14 protein-coding genes are annotated in these 15,991 nt (G+C 64.3%); 1 reads left to right on the plus strand and 13 read right to left on the minus strand.

All coding sequences use genetic code 11. The annotated features are described in order from the left end of the window. Positions 1 to 158: 158 nt before the first annotated feature. Positions 159 to 1,310, plus strand: coding sequence for a porin (locus BLV45_RS25570; RefSeq protein WP_090538015.1), 1,152 nt, complete (start codon positions 159 to 161; stop codon positions 1,308 to 1,310). Positions 1,311 to 1,475: 165 nt separating this feature from the next. Here BLV45_RS25570 and BLV45_RS25575 read toward each other — a convergent pair whose 3' ends face one another. The 13 genes from BLV45_RS25575 to BLV45_RS25640 all read right to left on the minus strand — a co-directional run bounded on the left by BLV45_RS25575 (position 1,476) and on the right by BLV45_RS25640 (position 15,974). Then, positions 1,476 to 2,369 carry a proteasome-type protease gene (locus BLV45_RS25575; protein ID WP_090538017.1) on the minus strand — a complete coding sequence of 298 codons (894 nt, stop codon included), beginning with the start codon at positions 2,367 to 2,369 and terminating at the stop codon, positions 1,476 to 1,478. 138 nt (positions 2,370 to 2,507) lie between these two features. Continuing rightward, on the minus strand, positions 2,508 to 3,308 hold the full coding sequence (locus BLV45_RS25580; protein WP_090537904.1) for a transglutaminase family protein: 801 nt from the start codon (positions 3,306 to 3,308) through the stop codon (positions 2,508 to 2,510). Between the two features lie 13 nt (positions 3,309 to 3,321). After that, the gene (locus BLV45_RS25585) at positions 3,322 to 4,272 is read right to left on the minus strand and encodes an alpha-E domain-containing protein (protein ID WP_090537906.1); all 951 of its coding nucleotides are present in this window, start codon (positions 4,270 to 4,272) and stop codon (positions 3,322 to 3,324) included. 143 nt (positions 4,273 to 4,415) lie between these two features. Continuing rightward, positions 4,416 to 5,825 (minus strand): circularly permuted type 2 ATP-grasp protein, encoded by a 1,410-nt coding sequence (locus BLV45_RS25590; protein ID WP_090537908.1) that lies wholly within the window; start codon positions 5,823 to 5,825, stop codon positions 4,416 to 4,418. Between the two features lie 425 nt (positions 5,826 to 6,250). Beyond that, complete coding sequence (locus BLV45_RS25600) at positions 6,251 to 6,694, minus strand: HU family DNA-binding protein (RefSeq protein WP_090537912.1); 444 nt, start codon at positions 6,692 to 6,694, stop codon at positions 6,251 to 6,253. 317 nt (positions 6,695 to 7,011) lie between these two features. Then, entirely contained in the window at positions 7,012 to 8,472 is a 1,461-nt protein-coding gene (pdxR, locus tag BLV45_RS25605; protein ID WP_090537914.1) for a MocR-like pyridoxine biosynthesis transcription factor PdxR, read from the minus strand. A 41-nt stretch (positions 8,473 to 8,513) separates the two neighbouring features. Next, positions 8,514 to 9,452, minus strand: coding sequence for a 2-dehydropantoate 2-reductase (panE, locus tag BLV45_RS25610; RefSeq protein WP_090537916.1), 939 nt, complete (start codon positions 9,450 to 9,452; stop codon positions 8,514 to 8,516). Between the two features lie 133 nt (positions 9,453 to 9,585). After that, the gene (locus BLV45_RS25615) at positions 9,586 to 10,770 is read right to left on the minus strand and encodes a thiolase family protein (protein ID WP_090537918.1); all 1,185 of its coding nucleotides are present in this window, start codon (positions 10,768 to 10,770) and stop codon (positions 9,586 to 9,588) included. 44 nt (positions 10,771 to 10,814) lie between these two features. Next, a complete protein-coding gene (locus BLV45_RS25620; protein ID WP_090537920.1) occupies positions 10,815 to 12,266 on the minus strand; it encodes an efflux transporter outer membrane subunit in 1,452 nt (483 codons plus the stop codon). A 10-nt stretch (positions 12,267 to 12,276) separates the two neighbouring features. Continuing rightward, positions 12,277 to 13,866, minus strand: coding sequence for a DHA2 family efflux MFS transporter permease subunit (locus tag BLV45_RS25625; RefSeq protein ID WP_090537922.1), 1,590 nt, complete (start codon positions 13,864 to 13,866; stop codon positions 12,277 to 12,279). Positions 13,867 to 13,884: 18 nt separating this feature from the next. Then, positions 13,885 to 14,970 (minus strand): HlyD family secretion protein, encoded by a 1,086-nt coding sequence (locus tag BLV45_RS25630; protein ID WP_176954251.1) that lies wholly within the window; start codon positions 14,968 to 14,970, stop codon positions 13,885 to 13,887. Positions 14,971 to 15,063: 93 nt separating this feature from the next. After that, a complete protein-coding gene (locus tag BLV45_RS25635) occupies positions 15,064 to 15,489 on the minus strand; it encodes a MarR family winged helix-turn-helix transcriptional regulator (RefSeq protein WP_090537926.1) in 426 nt (141 codons plus the stop codon). Positions 15,490 to 15,551: 62 nt separating this feature from the next. Beyond that, positions 15,552 to 15,974 (minus strand): MarR family winged helix-turn-helix transcriptional regulator, encoded by a 423-nt coding sequence (locus tag BLV45_RS25640; RefSeq protein WP_090537928.1) that lies wholly within the window; start codon positions 15,972 to 15,974, stop codon positions 15,552 to 15,554. Between the last annotated feature and the right edge of the window lie 17 nt (positions 15,975 to 15,991).

A 15,991-nucleotide genomic window follows, 5' to 3' on the forward strand; every position in this document is an offset into this window, starting at 1 on the left:
GCTATATCCGCAATACTGGCTGGCAAGCTTTATTTATAAGGCTTCCGGCCCTGTGTCACTTTTTAGAGACACTCATTTTTTTTCAGTTCTTGCGTTCAGACACACTGCGTTATTCTCCAATCCGCAACAACTAAACCAATCATTTGCGTGGAGAAATGATGAAACGATTCGCACTTTCGACCCTCTCGCTGGCACTGCTCGGCACCGCAGGCGTCGCGCACGCTCAAAGCAGCGTCACTCTTTATGGCGTGCTGGATGACTCGATCCAGTACGTTTCGAACGTCGGTGGTCACAGCCTGTGGAACATGGCTGCAGGCAACCTGCAGGGCAATCGCTGGGGCATGAAGGGTTCGGAAGACCTGGGCGGCGGCCTGAAGGCAATTTTCCAGTTGGAAAACGGCTTTAACCCGAACAACGGCGCGCTGGGTCAAGGTAGCCGCATGTTCGGCCGCCAGGCGTATGTTGGCCTGTCCGGCGACTCGTGGGGTACCGCTACTCTGGGTCGTCAGTACGATCCGGTGGTTGACCTCGTTCAGCCGCTGACGGCTGACAACTACTGGGGCAGCACGTTCGCCACGACGGGCGACGTCGACAACAACGACAACAGCTCGCGTACGAACAACTCGATCAAGTACGCGTCGCCGGTTTGGGGTGGCTTCCAGTTCGAAGCCATGTACGCACTGGGCGGCGTGGCAGGCTCGACGGGTTCGGGTCAAACGTGGGCAGGTGCCGCAACGTACGCAACGGGTCCGTTCTCCGTCGCCGCTGGCTACATCCGCATGGACAACTCGTCGTCGGCTGCAGCACGCACGACCTGGACCGGCACGTCGGACGCTACTACACCCAACCTCATCCCTTCGCCCTACGCAACGGCTAAATCGATCGGCATCGCGTCGGTCGCTCTGCAATACGTGGCAGGTCCGTTCACGTTCGGCGGCCGTTACAGCAACGCACAGTACAAGCCGGATGCACAATCGGGTTTCGGCACGACCCAGAAGTATGACGTGGGCGCTGGCTTTGTGAACTACCAGCTGACCCCGGCAGCGCTGCTCGGCCTGGGCTACACGTACACACACGGCAAGGGCGACGCCAACGCGACGTACCACCAGATCTCGCTGGGTGGCGACTACAACCTGTCGAAGCGCACGGACATCTACCTGGTTGGCGCATACCAGCATGCTAACGGCAACCAGCGCAATGCCGCTACCGGTGCTCTGGATCCGGCAGTGGGATCGGTGGCTGACTATAGCTTCGCCTCGTCGAGCGACAACCAGACGATCGTCAGCCTCGGCATCCGTCACAAGTTCTAAGCACAGAACCTGTTACGTAGCTCTGGCAGAAGCTGTATAAAACCAGCCGCAGGCGCAAGCCGGCGGCTGGTTTTTTTACGTCTGTCCCTGCCAGAGCCAGCGTCACAAACGCAAAAAAGCCGGACGTGTCCGGCTTTTTGCGTTTGCAGCGGTGCTGCTGCGTAACTAGCGCTGCTTCTTCTGCGCGTCCGCGCCCGCCTGGGCAAGCGTCTGCTCCGGCCGCGCGTCGCCACGTCCGGCCACCACGTCAGCCGCGTCCCGTTGCGACACCACCGGCGCCCGGCTACGCTGCCGATGCGGCACGTCGCCCGAGTTTTCCCATGCCGGGTCGGGAATCGCGCTGAACACCTGACGCAACTGCTCGCCCCACGTGCGGTGAATCATCTGATAGTACGCATTGTCCTGATCGACGGAGACGAACCGCGTCACACGGAGCGCGTCTTTCTCATAGACCAGCAGGTCCAGCGGCAGCCCGACCGACAGATTCGAGCGCAGCGTCGAATCCATCGAGATCAACGCGCACTTGGCGGCCTCGTCGAGCGGGGTGGAAGGAATCAGCACGCGGTCGATGATCGGCTTGCCGTACTTCGATTCGCCGATCTGGAAATACGGGCAGACGCTCGACGCCTCGATGAAATTGCCCGCGGAGTAGATCATGAAAAGACGCGGCGTCGAAGGCGCGCCGCTATCGGCCGACGCGACGATCTGTCCGCCCAGAATGAACGAGCAGTTGAAGTCGACGCCGAATTCCTGCAGTACCCGCGCCTCGCGCAGATACACCTGGCGCACCGCATCGCCGACCACGCGCGCGGCCTCGGGCATCGACGAAACCGTCCAGAGCGTGGGTTTGCCAGCCTCCGTGGGCTCACTGAGCGTCTGCAGCACCGCCTGGGTCAGCGAGAGATTGCCGGCGCCCAGCAGCACGAGCACGCGCTCGCCAGGCTGTTCGAACACGGACATCTTGCGCGCCGTGCTGATGTGATCGACGCCCGCGTTGGTGCGCGTGTCCGAGAGAAACACGAGCCCTTCATCGACGCACATCGCCACGCAGTAAGTCATGATCGCCAACCTGGAAAACGACGGAACGCCGTTATTGTAATGCGCCGGCACGCCGCCTCTGACGCGTCTTCCGGTATTACGGCGCCAAAACGGCCTTTATGAAGGCCGCGTCGTTCCAGGATGCGGATTTCCCATGCCCTACTGCGGTGTCTGTGAGCTGACCGTCACCGACACGTCGAGCTTTTCCTCGCGCCCGCCGATTCGCCGTCCACGCACAGGCGAAGCCGCTTCGTAGTCGCGCCCGACAGCGAGCCGGCAATAGATGTTGCTCGCAAACGCCGCGTGCGTGACGTCGACGGACGTCCAGCCCACGCCATCGATCCAGACGTCGACCCATGCGTGACTGGCGCCGTGCTCGACGTCGCCCGGTTCGATATAGCCGCTCACGTAGCGCGCCGGCACGCCGCGCGCGCGGCAGCAGGCGAGCATCAGATGCGCGTGGTCCTGACAGACACCCTTGCCGAGCGCCAGCGCTTCTGCCGCGGTGCTCGTGACCTCGGTGATGCCGGACTGGAACTGCACGCGCTGCACGATCTGCTCCGACAACGCGATCAGCGAAGCCGGCGTGTCGAGCGCGGCCACCGAAGCCGCGAGTTCGCGCACCGCGGCATCACAGTCGGTCAAGGGCGTCGAGCACGTGAAGTGCTCGAGCGGAATCGGGCCGACGCCATCGGGCAGCCGTCCGTCGACGAGCGCGAACGTGTCGACCTCGCCCGAAACACGCACGCGGATCTCGCTGTGCGGCTTGTTCAGCACGAGCGTGTGCAACACGTTGCCGTACGCATCGAAGGTGGAGTCCAGCTTGCCCGGCGCATCAAGCGTCCAGCGGCGCACGACCTGCGCGCCGCCGCTCGCGGGCGTCAGGCGCAACTGCTGGATCGAATAGTGGACCGTTGATTCATAACGGTACGAGGTTTCGTGTCGAATCGTGAGATACATGAGTCAGGCTCCGTCAGGCAACCGGCAACATCAGATAGGTGCGTGCCACCAGTCCGCCGAGTTCGAACACGCGGGCAAGGAACTGCGTCAGATACGCATGCAGTCCCGCCTCGAAAATCTGCCGGATATCGGAATACACGAGTTCCGCGCGCAGCTTGCCGGCAAAGCGCTCGCATTCGTTCGATCCCGACGTGCGCAGCATCGCGAGATTCGCGCACACGCCTTCGAGCGACGCGAGCAGCGAGCGCGGCATCTGCTGGTTCAGGATCATCAGTTCGACCACGCGCGCGGGCGTCACGACGTCGCGATAGACCTTGCGATAGATTTCGAGCGCCGAAACCGAGCTCAGGATCGACGTCCAGTAGTAGAAATCCTCGAGCTGTCGCGCCGCGTCGCGCGAATTCGGCTCGACGTTGGCGAACCGCACGTCGAGAATCCGTGCCGTGTTGTCGGCGCGTTCGAGGAAGGTGCCCAATTGTGTGAAGAAAAACGCGTCGTCCTGCAACGCGGTGCCGAGCGTCACGCCGCGCGACAGATGCGAGCGGAACTTGACCCATTCGAAGAGCGCCACCGGATGCGCCATCAACTGCCCGGACGACGCACGTTCGTTGAACTCGAGCCACGTGTCGTTGATCGTTTCCCACCATTCGGTGGTCAACGTGCCGCGCACGGCGCGGGCGTTTTCGCGCGTCGCCTGCAGACATGAGTAAATGCTCGAAGGATTGGTGGAATCGGCCACCATGAAATGCAGCACGTGTTCGCGCGAAGGTTCGTCGTAGCGTTCCGCGAACGCGCCCTCGAGCTCGGAGATACGCAGCACGGAGCGCTGCGTACGCGCTTCCTGTTCGGGCGTCTGCGGCAGCAGCAGCGCCTTCAGGTTGATGTCGAGCATGCGGGCGGTGTTCTCCGCGCGCTCCATGTAACGGGCCATCCAGAAGAGATGATCGGCAGTGCGGCTTAGCATGACGGCTTTCCGTTATCGATGGGCGCATGGCCCGACATCGTCGAGGTCTGCGCGGGTTACCGGACATTTTCCGTTTGTCACCTGTCACCGGCGACACGCGTCGCCGGTGCGGTCCTCGCTGGTTGCGGCTGCAACCACCCGTTTCAGTCGACCATCCACGTGTCCTTGGTGCCGCCGCCCTGCGACGAGTTGACGACAAGCGAGCCTTCCTGCAACGCGACACGCGTGAGGCCACCCGCCACCATCGTCGTCGTCTTGCCGGACAGCACGAACGGCCGCAGGTCGATGTGGCGCGGCGCGATACCCGATTCGACGAACGTCGGACACGCGGAAAGCGCGAGCGTCGGCTGCGCGATATAACCCGCCGGCCGCTCGATCAGGCGCTTGCGGAAGTCCTCGATTTCAGCCGTGGTGGATGCCGGTCCCACCAGCATGCCGTAGCCGCCCGCGCCATGTACTTCCTTCACGACGAGTTCGGGCAGATGCGCGAGCGTGTAGGCGAGATCGTCCGGCTTGCGACACTGGAACGTGGGGACGTTGTTGAGAACCGGCTTCTCGCCGAGATAAAACTCGATCATCTCGGGCACGTATGGATAGATCGACTTGTCGTCGGCGATACCGGTGCCCATTGCGTTCGCAAGCGCGACGCGGCCGGCCCGATAGGCGGTGAGCAGACCCGGCACGCCAAGCGCGGAATCGCTGCGGAACGCGAGCGGATCGAGAAAATCATCGTCGACGCGGCGATAGATCACGTCGACGCGCTTCGGCCCCTGCGTCGTGCGCATGAACACGTAGTTGTCGTCGACGAAGAGATCCTTGCCCTCGACCAGCTCGACGCCCATCTGCTGCGCGAGGAACGTGTGTTCGAAGTACGCCGAGTTGTACATGCCCGGCGTCAGCACGACGACGACCGGATCGTCGACGCCTTCAGGCGCCACCGAGCGCAGCGTATCGAGCAGCAGGTCGGGGTAATGCGCGACCGGCGCGATCCGGTTCTGCACGAAAAGCTCGGGGAAAAGCCGCATCATCATCTTGCGGTTTTCCAGCATGTACGACACGCCCGACGGCACGCGCAGGTTGTCTTCGAGCACGAAGAACTGGCCGTCGTCGCCCGCACGCACCACGTCGACGCCGGCGATGTGCGCGTAGATGCCGAGCGGCACCTTCACGCCCTGCATTTCCGGCCGGTACTGTGCGTTCGTATACACCTGCGCGGCCGGCACGATGCCCGCGCGCACGATGTTGCGGTCGTGATAGACGTCGTGGATGAACAGGTTGAGCGCCTGCACGCGCTGGCGCAAACCGGCTTCGAGCGTCTGCCATTCGCTGCGCGGAATGATGCGCGGAATCAGGTCGAAAGGAATCAGCCGCTCGGTACCGGACAGGTCGCCGTTGACCGCGAAAGTGATGCCGACGCGCCGGAACAGCAAATCCGCCTCGGCACGCTTGCGGGCAATCGCATCCCCGCCCTGCTGAACGAGCCAGCGCTCGAACCGCGCGTAGTGCGGTCGTACGGCTTCGTCTTGAAGACGCATCTCGTCATAGCATCGCATGTCACGCCCCGCTCTTTTTGCCGGATGGAAGGCGAATGCGCTGCGCATTCGGTGTTCGACAACCGTATGTTTCAAGCAAGCGCTATGCCATTCGCTTCGCGCTGAAATCGGGTGCCGGATGCACCGGAAGTGCGCATCCGGCAGACACGGACGACGTCCCTATCGTACCGCTGCGCCAATCGACGCGCTACTGCGGTGCATTGGGCGTCGAAGCGTCAATGATCGGGTTCGTGATCAAAGCGCTGTTCGGGGCCGCTCGACGACGAGCGCGCGTGCGCGCCCCTCCGGATACGCACTAAAACGCGAACTAAAACGCGCACGAAAAAAATCCCCATGGGCTTGCGCCCACAGGGATTCTTTTACAGCGCGTTACGCGACCGGTCGTGAGCACCGCCTGAAGGGCGCCGCTTACGACTCGAACCGCTTCAGCCTGCTGCGTCTTTCAGCTTCTTCAGCGCGCGTGCCTTGATGCGCACGCTAGCCGGCTTGGCCGGGAACCAGCGCTCTTCACCCGAGAACGGGTCCTTGCCGAAGCGCTTCTTCTTCGCCGGCACGGATTGAACAACAATCTTCAGAAGACCGGACAGCGTGAATTCGCCAGCGCCCTTCTTGTGAACCGCGCCGAGGATCGTGTCTTCGAGCGCGGCCAGAACGGCCTTGGCAGCCTTCAGTTCGACAGCAGCACGATCTGCGACGTGTGCGGCCAGCGAGGCCTTCGTGAAGGTGTCCTTGATCGGCGACGGTGCGCCGGACGCCTTCACGGCGACCTTCTTAGCTGCTACTTTCTTCGCAGGCACTTTCTTCGCTGCAACCTTTTTGGCCGGTACAGTGGCAGCCTTCTTGGCCACCTTTTTTGCGGAAGTCGGCATGTTTCTCCTACCTGTTGTGGTCAGTGAATGCACTGAAGGGCACGCGGTATGCGCGCGCTTCAGTGCCGGATTCTACAAGCGCTCCTGGGTTTCGCGTGAATCTTTTGTGCATGACACCGCAGGTTTGTTGCGTGGCGCTGACTCCTCAACACATTTTGACACCTGTTTTAGCGGGTAAAACGTATTTCGGGGATCACCACGCGCATGCCCTCGAGAGTGAGGTAAACACCAGGGCAACACAAAACCGGCCATGCGATGGCGGCTTCTTTCACGCGCCTTCACGCAAACGGGCCCGTGTATCAGGGCCCTTTTGAAGATCAGCGGGCAAGCCCTGGCATCCGTTGCGCAAGCGCGGTGAGTGCCGTGTCGATCTGTTCGACGTCGATCCCCCCATAGCCAAACATCAGGCCGGGCCGCGCTTTCTCGCGCACATGGAACGGCGTGAGCCCGTACAGCCCGATCGACGCGGCACGTCCTGCCTCGACGACCGCCGCCTCCGTGAGTGGCGCCCGGAGCCTTGCGGCAAGGTGAATGCCGGCGGTCGGCACGATCGGCTCGAACCACGGCGCGAGCCCGTTTTGCAGGTGTGAAAGCAGCATCGCGCGCCGCGCCGCATAGTGTTTATGCATGCGCCGAAGGTGTTTCGCGAAGTCGCCGTTGAGCATGAAGGTGGCAAGCGCGGTCTGCGTGAGTGTGCAGCCGTGCCAGTCGCCGACCTGCCGCGCGCACCGCAACGGACCCAGCAGCGAGGCGGGCGGCACCACGTAACCCATGCGCAGCTCGGGGAAAATCGTCTTCGAAAACGTGCCGACGTACGCCACCAGACCCGCGCGGTCGAGGCTCTTGAGCGGCTCCGTTGGACGCCCTTCGAAGCGGTATTCGCAGTCGTAGTCGTCTTCGATGATGACGGCGCCGCGCTGTTGCGCCCATTCGAGCAGTTCGACCCGGCGCTCGAGGCTCATCGGCATGCCGAGCGGAAACTGGTGGGATGGCGTCACATAGACGAGCCGCGCGTTCTTCGGCAGCCGGCTCACGACAAGACCCTGTTCGTCGACGGGAACCGGCACGACCTTCGCGTCGAGCGCCGCGAAACACGCGCGCGCCGGCGGATAACCGGGGTCTTCGACGGCGACGGTGTCGCCGCGGCGCAGCACCACGCGGGCCACGAGATCGAGCGCCTGCTGCGCGCCCTGCGTGATGACGACGTCGTCCCAGTTGCTGACGACCGCGCGGTTGAACGCCAGATAGCGCGACACGGCGAGCCGCAGTTCCTGCTCGCCGGCGGAGTCGTGGTAGGTGCCGCGGCCGCGCGACTGCACGCGCAGCGCGTGGTTGATGCAGGTGCGCCACACGTCGAACGGAAACAGCGATTTGTCCGTCACGCCGCCGACAAAGTCGAGCGTGACCTGGGGGTCCGGCTGCGGCAACGCCAGCGACGCCGCGAGTTCGTCCCACACTTCGCGCGCTCGCGCCGCCGGTTGCACCTTCGCCGCTTCGACGGCTTTCGCATGCGACGATTTCTCGCCAGGCAGGCGCTGCAAGCCGTCGGACACGAACGTGCCGGAGCCCGGGCGCGCCGACAGAAACCCTTCGGAAAGCAGGCGCTCGAACACGTCGAGCGTGGTCTTGCGCGATACGCCGAGCTGCGTCGCCAGATCGCGCGTGGACGGCAACTGCACGCCACCCGCGAGCCGCCCTTCGACAATGCCCGCGCGCAACTGTCGATAAATCTGCCCCGCCAGATCCTGGCGCCCCTGAATCGTGATGTGGATATCCATCCGGCTGGCTGCCTGAAGTATGCCTGCGCGCGATTATGCCTCTATGCCTCGCGCGCCTGCCGCGATTCGTAAGCCTTCAGATGGTTATACGCAAGGCGCAGCAGCGACACGTGCGCTTCGTCGTGCTGCGCGGCGTCGCCCCGGCGGATCAGGTCGCCAAGAATGTGATCGGCCTCGATCCGCGAACGGTTCTCCACGTCGCGCAGCATCGAGGCCGTCATCGGCGAGCCCGCCGCGAAGAGCGTGCCGCTCACGCGCGCCACGAAGTCCTCGCCCATCGGATAACCGTTGTGTGCCGACACCGCGCGGCATTCGGACAGCAGGCCCTCGATCACGCGTTTGCCGTCGGGCGCCGCCAGAATGTCGCCGATGGAAGCACGAAAAAGGCACGTGCTGGCCGCCAGCGTCGAGAGGAACACCCACTTCGCCCACATCTGCTGAAGTACCGCGTCGCTCAATGCGACGTCAAAGCCCGCACCCTGCAGCGTGGCATCGATGGCGCGGGCACGCGCTGTCGACCCGCCGGCGAGTTCGCCGAACGTGATCGAATGCAGGTCGTTCAGATGCACGATTTCGCGCGCGGGGTTCAACGTCGCGGCGATCACGCACTGGCCGCCCAGCACGCGCGCGGCGCCGAATTTCTCCGTCAGCGTATCGACGTGCGCCATGCCGTTCAAAAGCGGCAGGATCGCCGTATCGGGTCCGACGAACGGCGCGAATGCCTTCACCGCGTCGTCGAGGCTGTACGCCTTGCAGCTCAGCACGATGAGATCGAACGGTTTCGCGGCGTCGCTCGCCTGAACGGTCTTCACGTCGCGCAGCGTGAGATCGCCGCGTGGACTGCGGATCACGAGACCCGTGCGCTTCAGTTCCTCCGCCCGTTGCGCGCGGACCAGAAACGTCACGTCGCGCCCCGCCGCGGCGAGACGTCCGCCGAAATAACCGCCCGTCGCCCCCGCACCCACAACCAGAATTCGCATCACGTCTCCTTGAGATCATTCGTGTGGCGCGTGCGCGCCAGTCCATCTGTTCGTCCCTGCATATGGAAAATACAGCAAAGTATCGCCGGACGCAGGGACACGCCGCGCACGTTTCAACGCGTTTAAAGCGGCCTTACAGCGCCTCGAGCGCAAGCGCGATGCCCTGACCACCACCGATGCACAGCGTGACGATACCGCGCCTCAAACCGTCGCGTCGCATCGAATGGATGAGCCGCGTCGCCAGCACCGCGCCGGTCGCGCCGATCGGGTGACCGTGCGCGATCGCGCCGCCTTCCACGTTGATGATGTCATCCGGCAGGCCGAGCTTTTGCGCGACGGCAATCGGCACGGCGGCGAACGCTTCGTTGATCTCGATGCGTTCGATGTCGCCGGGATTCCACCCGGCCCGCTCGAGCGCCATCCGCACGGCCGGCACCGGACCGAGGCCGAACATACCCGGCTCGACCGCCGCCACGCCGTACGCGACGAGCCGCGCGAACGGTTCGATGCCATGCGCTTCCGCGAAGCCGCGGTCCGCGACGATCATCGCAGCCGCGCCGCTGTTCAGCCCGGGCGCGTTGCCCGCGGTGATCGAGCCGTCCGGACGAAACGCGGGGCGCAGCTTCGCCAGAATCTCGACCGTGGTGTCGCCGCGCGGCTGCTCGTCGCGGGCGAAAAGCACGGGCCCCTTGCGTCCCTTCACCTCGATCGCGGCGAGTTCGGCTTCGAACGCGCCGCGTTCCTGTGCCGCGACAAAGCGCTGCTGCGACCGCGCGGCCCAGCGGTCCTGTGCGTCGCGCGTGATCGAAAGCTGCGTCACGAGGTCTTCGGTGTGCCAGCCGGAATGCTCGCTGGAAAACGCGTCGACAAGACCATCGCGCAACATGCTGTCGTGAATCTGCGCGCTCCCCATGCGGTAACCGTGGCGGGCGCCATCCATCAGATACGGCGCGCGATCCATGTTCTCCATGCCGCCCGCCACCGCGACGTGGCCCAGACCCAGCGCGATTTCCTGGGCTGCGGAGACGACCGCCTGCGCGCCCGAGCCGCAGACGCGGTTGACGGTCAGCGCCGGCACGGCCACCGGCACGCCGCCGCCGATCGACGCCTGGCGGGCCGGGTTCATGCGGTTGCCCGCCTGGATCACGTTGCCCATCACCACCGACGACAGCACAGCCGCATCGACACCGCCACGCCGCAGCGTTTCGCGGACGGCGGCGGCGCCGAGGTCGGTGGCGGGCACCTCCTTCAGTGAACCGTTGAAGGCGCCAATCGGGGTTCTCACCGGATGGCTGATCACAATTTCGCGTGTACTCATGGTCGATTCCCTCTTCGAGGTGGAAAGTAAAGTGACGGGTCTGTTCAGCGGGCGGCGGACGACGTCGCGGCAACGCTCGCGACATCGGCGAAATCCTGCGTATCCCATCCGCCGCCCAGCGAGCGATACAGCGCGACCGCGGCAAGCGCGTGTTCGCGTTTCGCCTGGTTCAGCGATTCCGCGTCCTGCAGATACGCTTCCTGCGCGGCGAGCACGTCGAGGAAGCTCGACGCGCCGCCCTTGTACAGCTCGCTCGAAAGACGCAGCGCCTGGCTGGATGCATCGAGCGCGCCGGAGAGTCGCTGAGCCTGCTCCGACGTGCTGATGAGATCGCTGCGCGTGTCCTCGATTTCCTTCAGCGCCTCTAGCATCGTCTGACGCAGGCCGAGTTGCGACTCGCGCATGCGGCTCTCGCTTTCGTCGATACCCGCATTGATGCGGCCGGCGTTGAAGATCGGACTCGTCGCGCTCAGGGCCGCGCTGAACAGGTTGTCGGTGAGCGTCGGCAAGCCGAGATACGACGCGGCGAGCAGGCCGTCCGACAGCGTCAGCCTGAACTGCGGATAACGCTGCGCCTTCGATACGCCGACTTCCGCCGCGCGCTGCTCGACGCCCGCATACGCGGTGCGCACGTCCGGGCGACGCAGCAGCGCCTCCGAAGGCAGCGTCCGCGGCACGCTCTGCGACGGCACGGGAATCGCCTGTGCGTTCGCGAGCAGCAACCCGTCGACGCTCTCCGGCGTGCGGCCCGAATACACCGCGATCAGGCTGAGCTGGTGCTGGATCGTCGACTGCACGCGCGGAATCTGCGCCTGAAGATCGGACAGCTGGTTCTGCGCACGCGCGACGTCGAGCTGCGTCGACAGGCCGTAATGCAGGCGCTCCTGCGTCAGACGCAACGCGCGGCTGCGGATCTGCTCGTTATCCTTGACGATCTTCATCTGCGACTGCGCCCAGCGCAGGTCGATGTACGCAGCCGCCGTATTCGCGGCGAGCGCGAGACGCACGGCGTTCAGCGCTTCCTTGCGGCCCGACACCTGCGCCTGCGCCGCGAGCAGCGCGAGATGCTCGCCGCCGAATACGTCGGGCGCCCAGCTCGCGGCGAGACCGATGCCTGCCTGGCGCACGTAACCGAGCGGCGGCGGCGTGTTCTGGCGCGTATCGGCGGCCCGCGCGACCGCGTCGAGTTCGGGCAGCAGATCCGCGTGAAGTTGCGTCGCGATCGACTGCGCCTGCTTGACCCGTTCCGCGGCGGCCTGCACGTCGAGGTTGCCTTCCAGCACCGATGTCACCAGCTCATGCATGACGGGGTCGCCGAAGTTGTTCCACCACGCGTCGGCGTTGACGGACGCCTGCGGCGCGTCGACGCTCCACGCGTCGGGCGCGACGGTCTGCACGGTCTTCGGCAGATCGGCGTGGGTTTCCGGCTGCACGGCGCAGGCGGCGAGACTCAGCACGGCGATGCCCGCCAGAGCCTTTGCGATGATCGATTTCATGTCGGGTACCTTAGTGAGCGTCGGGAGGCGGTGCGGTGTTGCCGAACGGGCGCGAGAACAGCACGCTGGCGAGTCCCACCACGAAGCACAGCGCCAGCGCAAAGAACGTATCGGAGAAAGTGAGCACGAGCGCCTCGCGCATCAGCAACCCGTGCAGGACGTCGAGGCCGGCCGTCGTCGCGTTGAGCGCGTCGCCGCCCACCGCGGCCAGATGCGCGGCCTGCTGCTGGATGACCGCTTCGATCACCGGACGGCCAGCCGTCACGTGTTCGTCGAGACGCTCGTAATGCAGGTTCAAACGGTCGTTGAGCATCGTGCTGGCAACGGCAATGCCAATTGCGCCGCCGAGGTTGCGCATCAGGTTGAACAGGCCACTGGCGGATTTGAGACGCGACGGGGGCAGCGAACCGAGCGCCATCGTGACGATCGGCGGAATGCAGAACTGCTGGCCGATGCCGCGCAGCGCCTGCGGAATCAGCAGTTCCTGCCAGCCCCACTGGTTCGTGAGCGGCACGTAGAGATACACGCCGACGCCGAAGCACACGAGCCCGAACACCATCAGCCAGCGCATGTCGACCATGCGCGCAAGCCATGAATACGCGACCAGCGCCACCAGCTGGAAACAGCCGACGGAAAGCAGCGCAAGGCCGATCTGCAACGAATCGAAGCCACGCACGCGGGCGAGAAACACCGGCGTCAGGAACACCGCACAGAAAATGCCGATGCCGGTAATGAACGACAGCAGACTGCCGATACTGAAGTTACGGATGGCGAGCGCGCGCAGATCGACAACCGGATCTTTTGCCGTGAACGCATGGACGAGGAACAGGAACCCGCAGATGCCGCAGATCCATGCGCACGTCAGGATCACGTCGTCGCCAAACCAGTTCTTGCGCGGCCCTTCCTCGAGCACATACTCGAGGCAGCCCAGAAAGCCCGACATCAACGCCATGCCGAGGTAGTCGCCCTTTTTCAGCAGGGACATATCGACATGATCAATGTGTACGAACCTCGGCACCAGCACGGTCACGAGAACGCCCGGCACGAGGTTCAGGTAGAACAGCCAGTGCCACGACCACTGCGACGTGATCCAGCCGCCGATCACGGGGCCGATCGTCGGCGCGAGCGAGGCGAGCGCGCTGATCGTCGTCGACGCGATCAGCCGCTGTTTGCCGGGAAACAGCACGAATGCCGTGGTGAACACCGTCGGGATCATCGCCGCGCCGAGCGCGCCCTGGAGCCCGCGAAACAGGATCATCGAGTTGATGTCCCACGCCATGCCGCACAGCATGCTCGTGATCGTGAAGCCGAGCGCCGACGCCGCGAACAGCCAGCGCGTGGAAAACACGCGCGACAGCCAGCCCGACATCGGAATCACGAGAATTTCCGCGATCAGATACGACGTTTGCACCCAGGAGAGCTCATCCTGACTGGCGGACAGGCCACCGCCAATGTCCCTGAGCGAGGAAGCAACGATCTGGATGTCGAGCGTCGCCATGAAGAACCCGAGGCACATCAGCGCGAACGCGAAGGCTTTCGTGCGTATGGGCTGATCGGCGGGGTTCGCGAGGGGTGCTGCGTGCGCGTGGGTGCGGTTCATGATCGGCTCGCTTCGGGCTTACGCGTGGGCTGCGAGATGAACCTTGACCGTCGCCGAGAGCCCCGGGCGCAGCACGCCCTGCATCTCCTTCGGCACGTCGAGACGGATGCGCACCGGCACGCGCTGCACGATCTTCGTGAAGTTGCCGGTCGCGTTTTCCGCGGGCAGCACGCTGAACGTAGCCCCGGTTGCCGGCGCAAGGCTCTCGACGACGCCATGAATCCCCCTGTTCGACGCGTCCAGCTCGACGTCGACGCTGTCGCCGACACGCATCTTCTTCAACTGGTCTTCCTTGAAGTTGGCGTCGATCCACAGGCCGCTCGAAGGCACGACGGTCAGCAGCGACACGCCCGTGTTGGCGAGCAGGCCGACACGCGCGGTGCGGTTGCCGACGTAGCCGTCGATCGGCGAGCGGATCGTCGTGTATTCGACGTTGAGCGCCGCGACGCGCTGCGCCGCCTGCGCGGTCGCGATGCGCGCCTCGGCGTCGCCGATCTGCGCGTCCAGCACGACCAGCTGACGCTGCGCGGCGACGAACGCGGCATTGCTGCGATCGACGGCGGCGCGCGCCTTGAGCAGGTCCGCATCGGCGCGCTCGACGACCTGGCTCGACACAGCATCGTCTTTCACGAGCTCGCGGTAACGTGTCTGGTCGGCTGCGCTGCGCGTCAGTTCGGCACCGGACGCGCGCACTTCGGCGCCCTGTTCGTTGATCGTCGCGAGCTGGAGCGACTTCTTCGCCTGCAACTCGGTGACGGCGGCTTTCGCGCTGTCCACTTCGGCGTTCGCCTGCGCAAGACGGGCGTCGTAATCGCGTGCGTCCAGCCGGATCAGCACCTGGTTTTCATGCACGTGTTCGTTGTCTTTCACCAGCACGTCGGTCACGAAGCCATTCACCTTCGGCGCCATGACGGTGACGTCGCCGCCGATATACGCGTCATCGGTGCTTTCGACAAAGCGCCCGACCATGAACCAGTACGACCCGGCCGCAACCAGCACGACGAGCACCGCGATGACCGCGAGCAGCATCCACGGGATGCGTCGCGTGGGATTGACACGATCCACCACGCTGGCGGGTACGACTGTCGAAGGAGTAGTGGACATGTTGATATGTGCGTATGCACTTCGTTGCCTGAAAAAATCGGCGCGAGGAACGCGCCGGCCGATGCTGCTGCCCGCTTCACGCGAGCTTCGAATCTAGTCCCGGGTCATCGCAAACAGTTCGCGTCGCAGCGCTTCCGCGCGCTGCGGCCCGAACCGCGCTTCGAACTCTTCCTGTGCCGCGTACCAATGCTCACGCGCCGCGCGAAGCCGCACCTCGCCCGCTTCGGTCAAACCGATCGACAGTTCGCGCCGGTCCGGTTCGAGCGTTTCGCTGAATACGAGTCCGTCGCGACGCAGCGGCTGGATGGCACGCACGAGCGTCGTGCGCTGCATCACCATCTGGTCGGCGAGCTCCTTCATCGTCGCGCGGCCGGCGCGCCGGATCCTGCCCATGATCGAGAACTGCGTCGTCGTCAAACCGACCTGCGCGAGGTGCCGGTCGTAGAGCTGCGAGACATAGCGCGCCGCCTGGCGAATCGCGAAACAGTCGTCTTCTGCCGGAAATAACGTGGATTTCATTTATAAGTGCGTATGCACATATTAAGACACAACAACAGCGGACCAATACACCGCATCCACCGTTATTCCGTGATGTCGAACAGTTCCGAGCGCAGCGCCTGCGCGCGTGCCCGGCCGAAGCGGCTTTCGAATTCGTCCTGCGCGGCACGCCATGCGATGGCGGCCTTGTCAAAGGTTTTCTCGCCCTTGCCCGTCAGGCTGAACAGAAACGTGCGACCGTCATGCGCGGCCGGCTCGATGGATACGAGACCGTCGCGTTGCAGCGGCTTCATCGCACGGACCAGCGTTGTACGGTCCATGACCATCGCGTCCGCCAGATCCATCATGGTCAGGTTCGGCGTGCGCGCGAGCTTGGCAAGAATCGTGAAATGCGCCGCCGACAAACCCACGGCCGACAGATGCCGCTCGTAAATCTGCGTGACATGCCGTGCCGCCTGCCGCAGCGCAAAGCAATTGCATTCGTCGTAGGAGAGAGGCCGGTTCATGGGTTGGACTATAGATG

Source organism: Paraburkholderia sartisoli (assembly GCF_900107685.1).
GTDB lineage: Bacteria > Pseudomonadota > Gammaproteobacteria > Burkholderiales > Burkholderiaceae > Paraburkholderia > Paraburkholderia sartisoli.

Excerpts from the sequence above, each read along its gene's own strand:
- BLV45_RS25570 (WP_090538015.1), top strand. The coding sequence starts at position 159 with ATGAAACGATTCGCACTTTCGACCCTCTCGCTGGCACTGCTCGGCACC.
- BLV45_RS25575 (WP_090538017.1), bottom strand. The coding sequence starts at position 2,369 with ATGACTTACTGCGTGGCGATGTGCGTCGATGAAGGGCTCGTGTTTCTC.
- BLV45_RS25580 (WP_090537904.1), bottom strand. The coding sequence starts at position 3,308 with ATGTATCTCACGATTCGACACGAAACCTCGTACCGTTATGAATCAACG.
- BLV45_RS25585 (WP_090537906.1), bottom strand. The coding sequence starts at position 4,272 with ATGCTAAGCCGCACTGCCGATCATCTCTTCTGGATGGCCCGTTACATG.
- BLV45_RS25590 (WP_090537908.1), bottom strand. The coding sequence starts at position 5,825 with ATGCGATGCTATGACGAGATGCGTCTTCAAGACGAAGCCGTACGACCG.
- BLV45_RS25600 (WP_090537912.1), bottom strand. The coding sequence starts at position 6,694 with ATGCCGACTTCCGCAAAAAAGGTGGCCAAGAAGGCTGCCACTGTACCG.
- pdxR (WP_090537914.1), bottom strand. The coding sequence starts at position 8,472 with ATGGATATCCACATCACGATTCAGGGGCGCCAGGATCTGGCGGGGCAG.
- panE (WP_090537916.1), bottom strand. The coding sequence starts at position 9,452 with ATGCGAATTCTGGTTGTGGGTGCGGGGGCGACGGGCGGTTATTTCGGC.
- BLV45_RS25615 (WP_090537918.1), bottom strand. The coding sequence starts at position 10,770 with ATGAGTACACGCGAAATTGTGATCAGCCATCCGGTGAGAACCCCGATT.
- BLV45_RS25620 (WP_090537920.1), bottom strand. The coding sequence starts at position 12,266 with ATGAAATCGATCATCGCAAAGGCTCTGGCGGGCATCGCCGTGCTGAGT.
- BLV45_RS25625 (WP_090537922.1), bottom strand. The coding sequence starts at position 13,866 with ATGAACCGCACCCACGCGCACGCAGCACCCCTCGCGAACCCCGCCGAT.
- BLV45_RS25630 (WP_176954251.1), bottom strand. The coding sequence starts at position 14,970 with ATGTCCACTACTCCTTCGACAGTCGTACCCGCCAGCGTGGTGGATCGT.
- BLV45_RS25635 (WP_090537926.1), bottom strand. The coding sequence starts at position 15,489 with ATGAAATCCACGTTATTTCCGGCAGAAGACGACTGTTTCGCGATTCGC.
- BLV45_RS25640 (WP_090537928.1), bottom strand. The coding sequence starts at position 15,974 with ATGAACCGGCCTCTCTCCTACGACGAATGCAATTGCTTTGCGCTGCGG.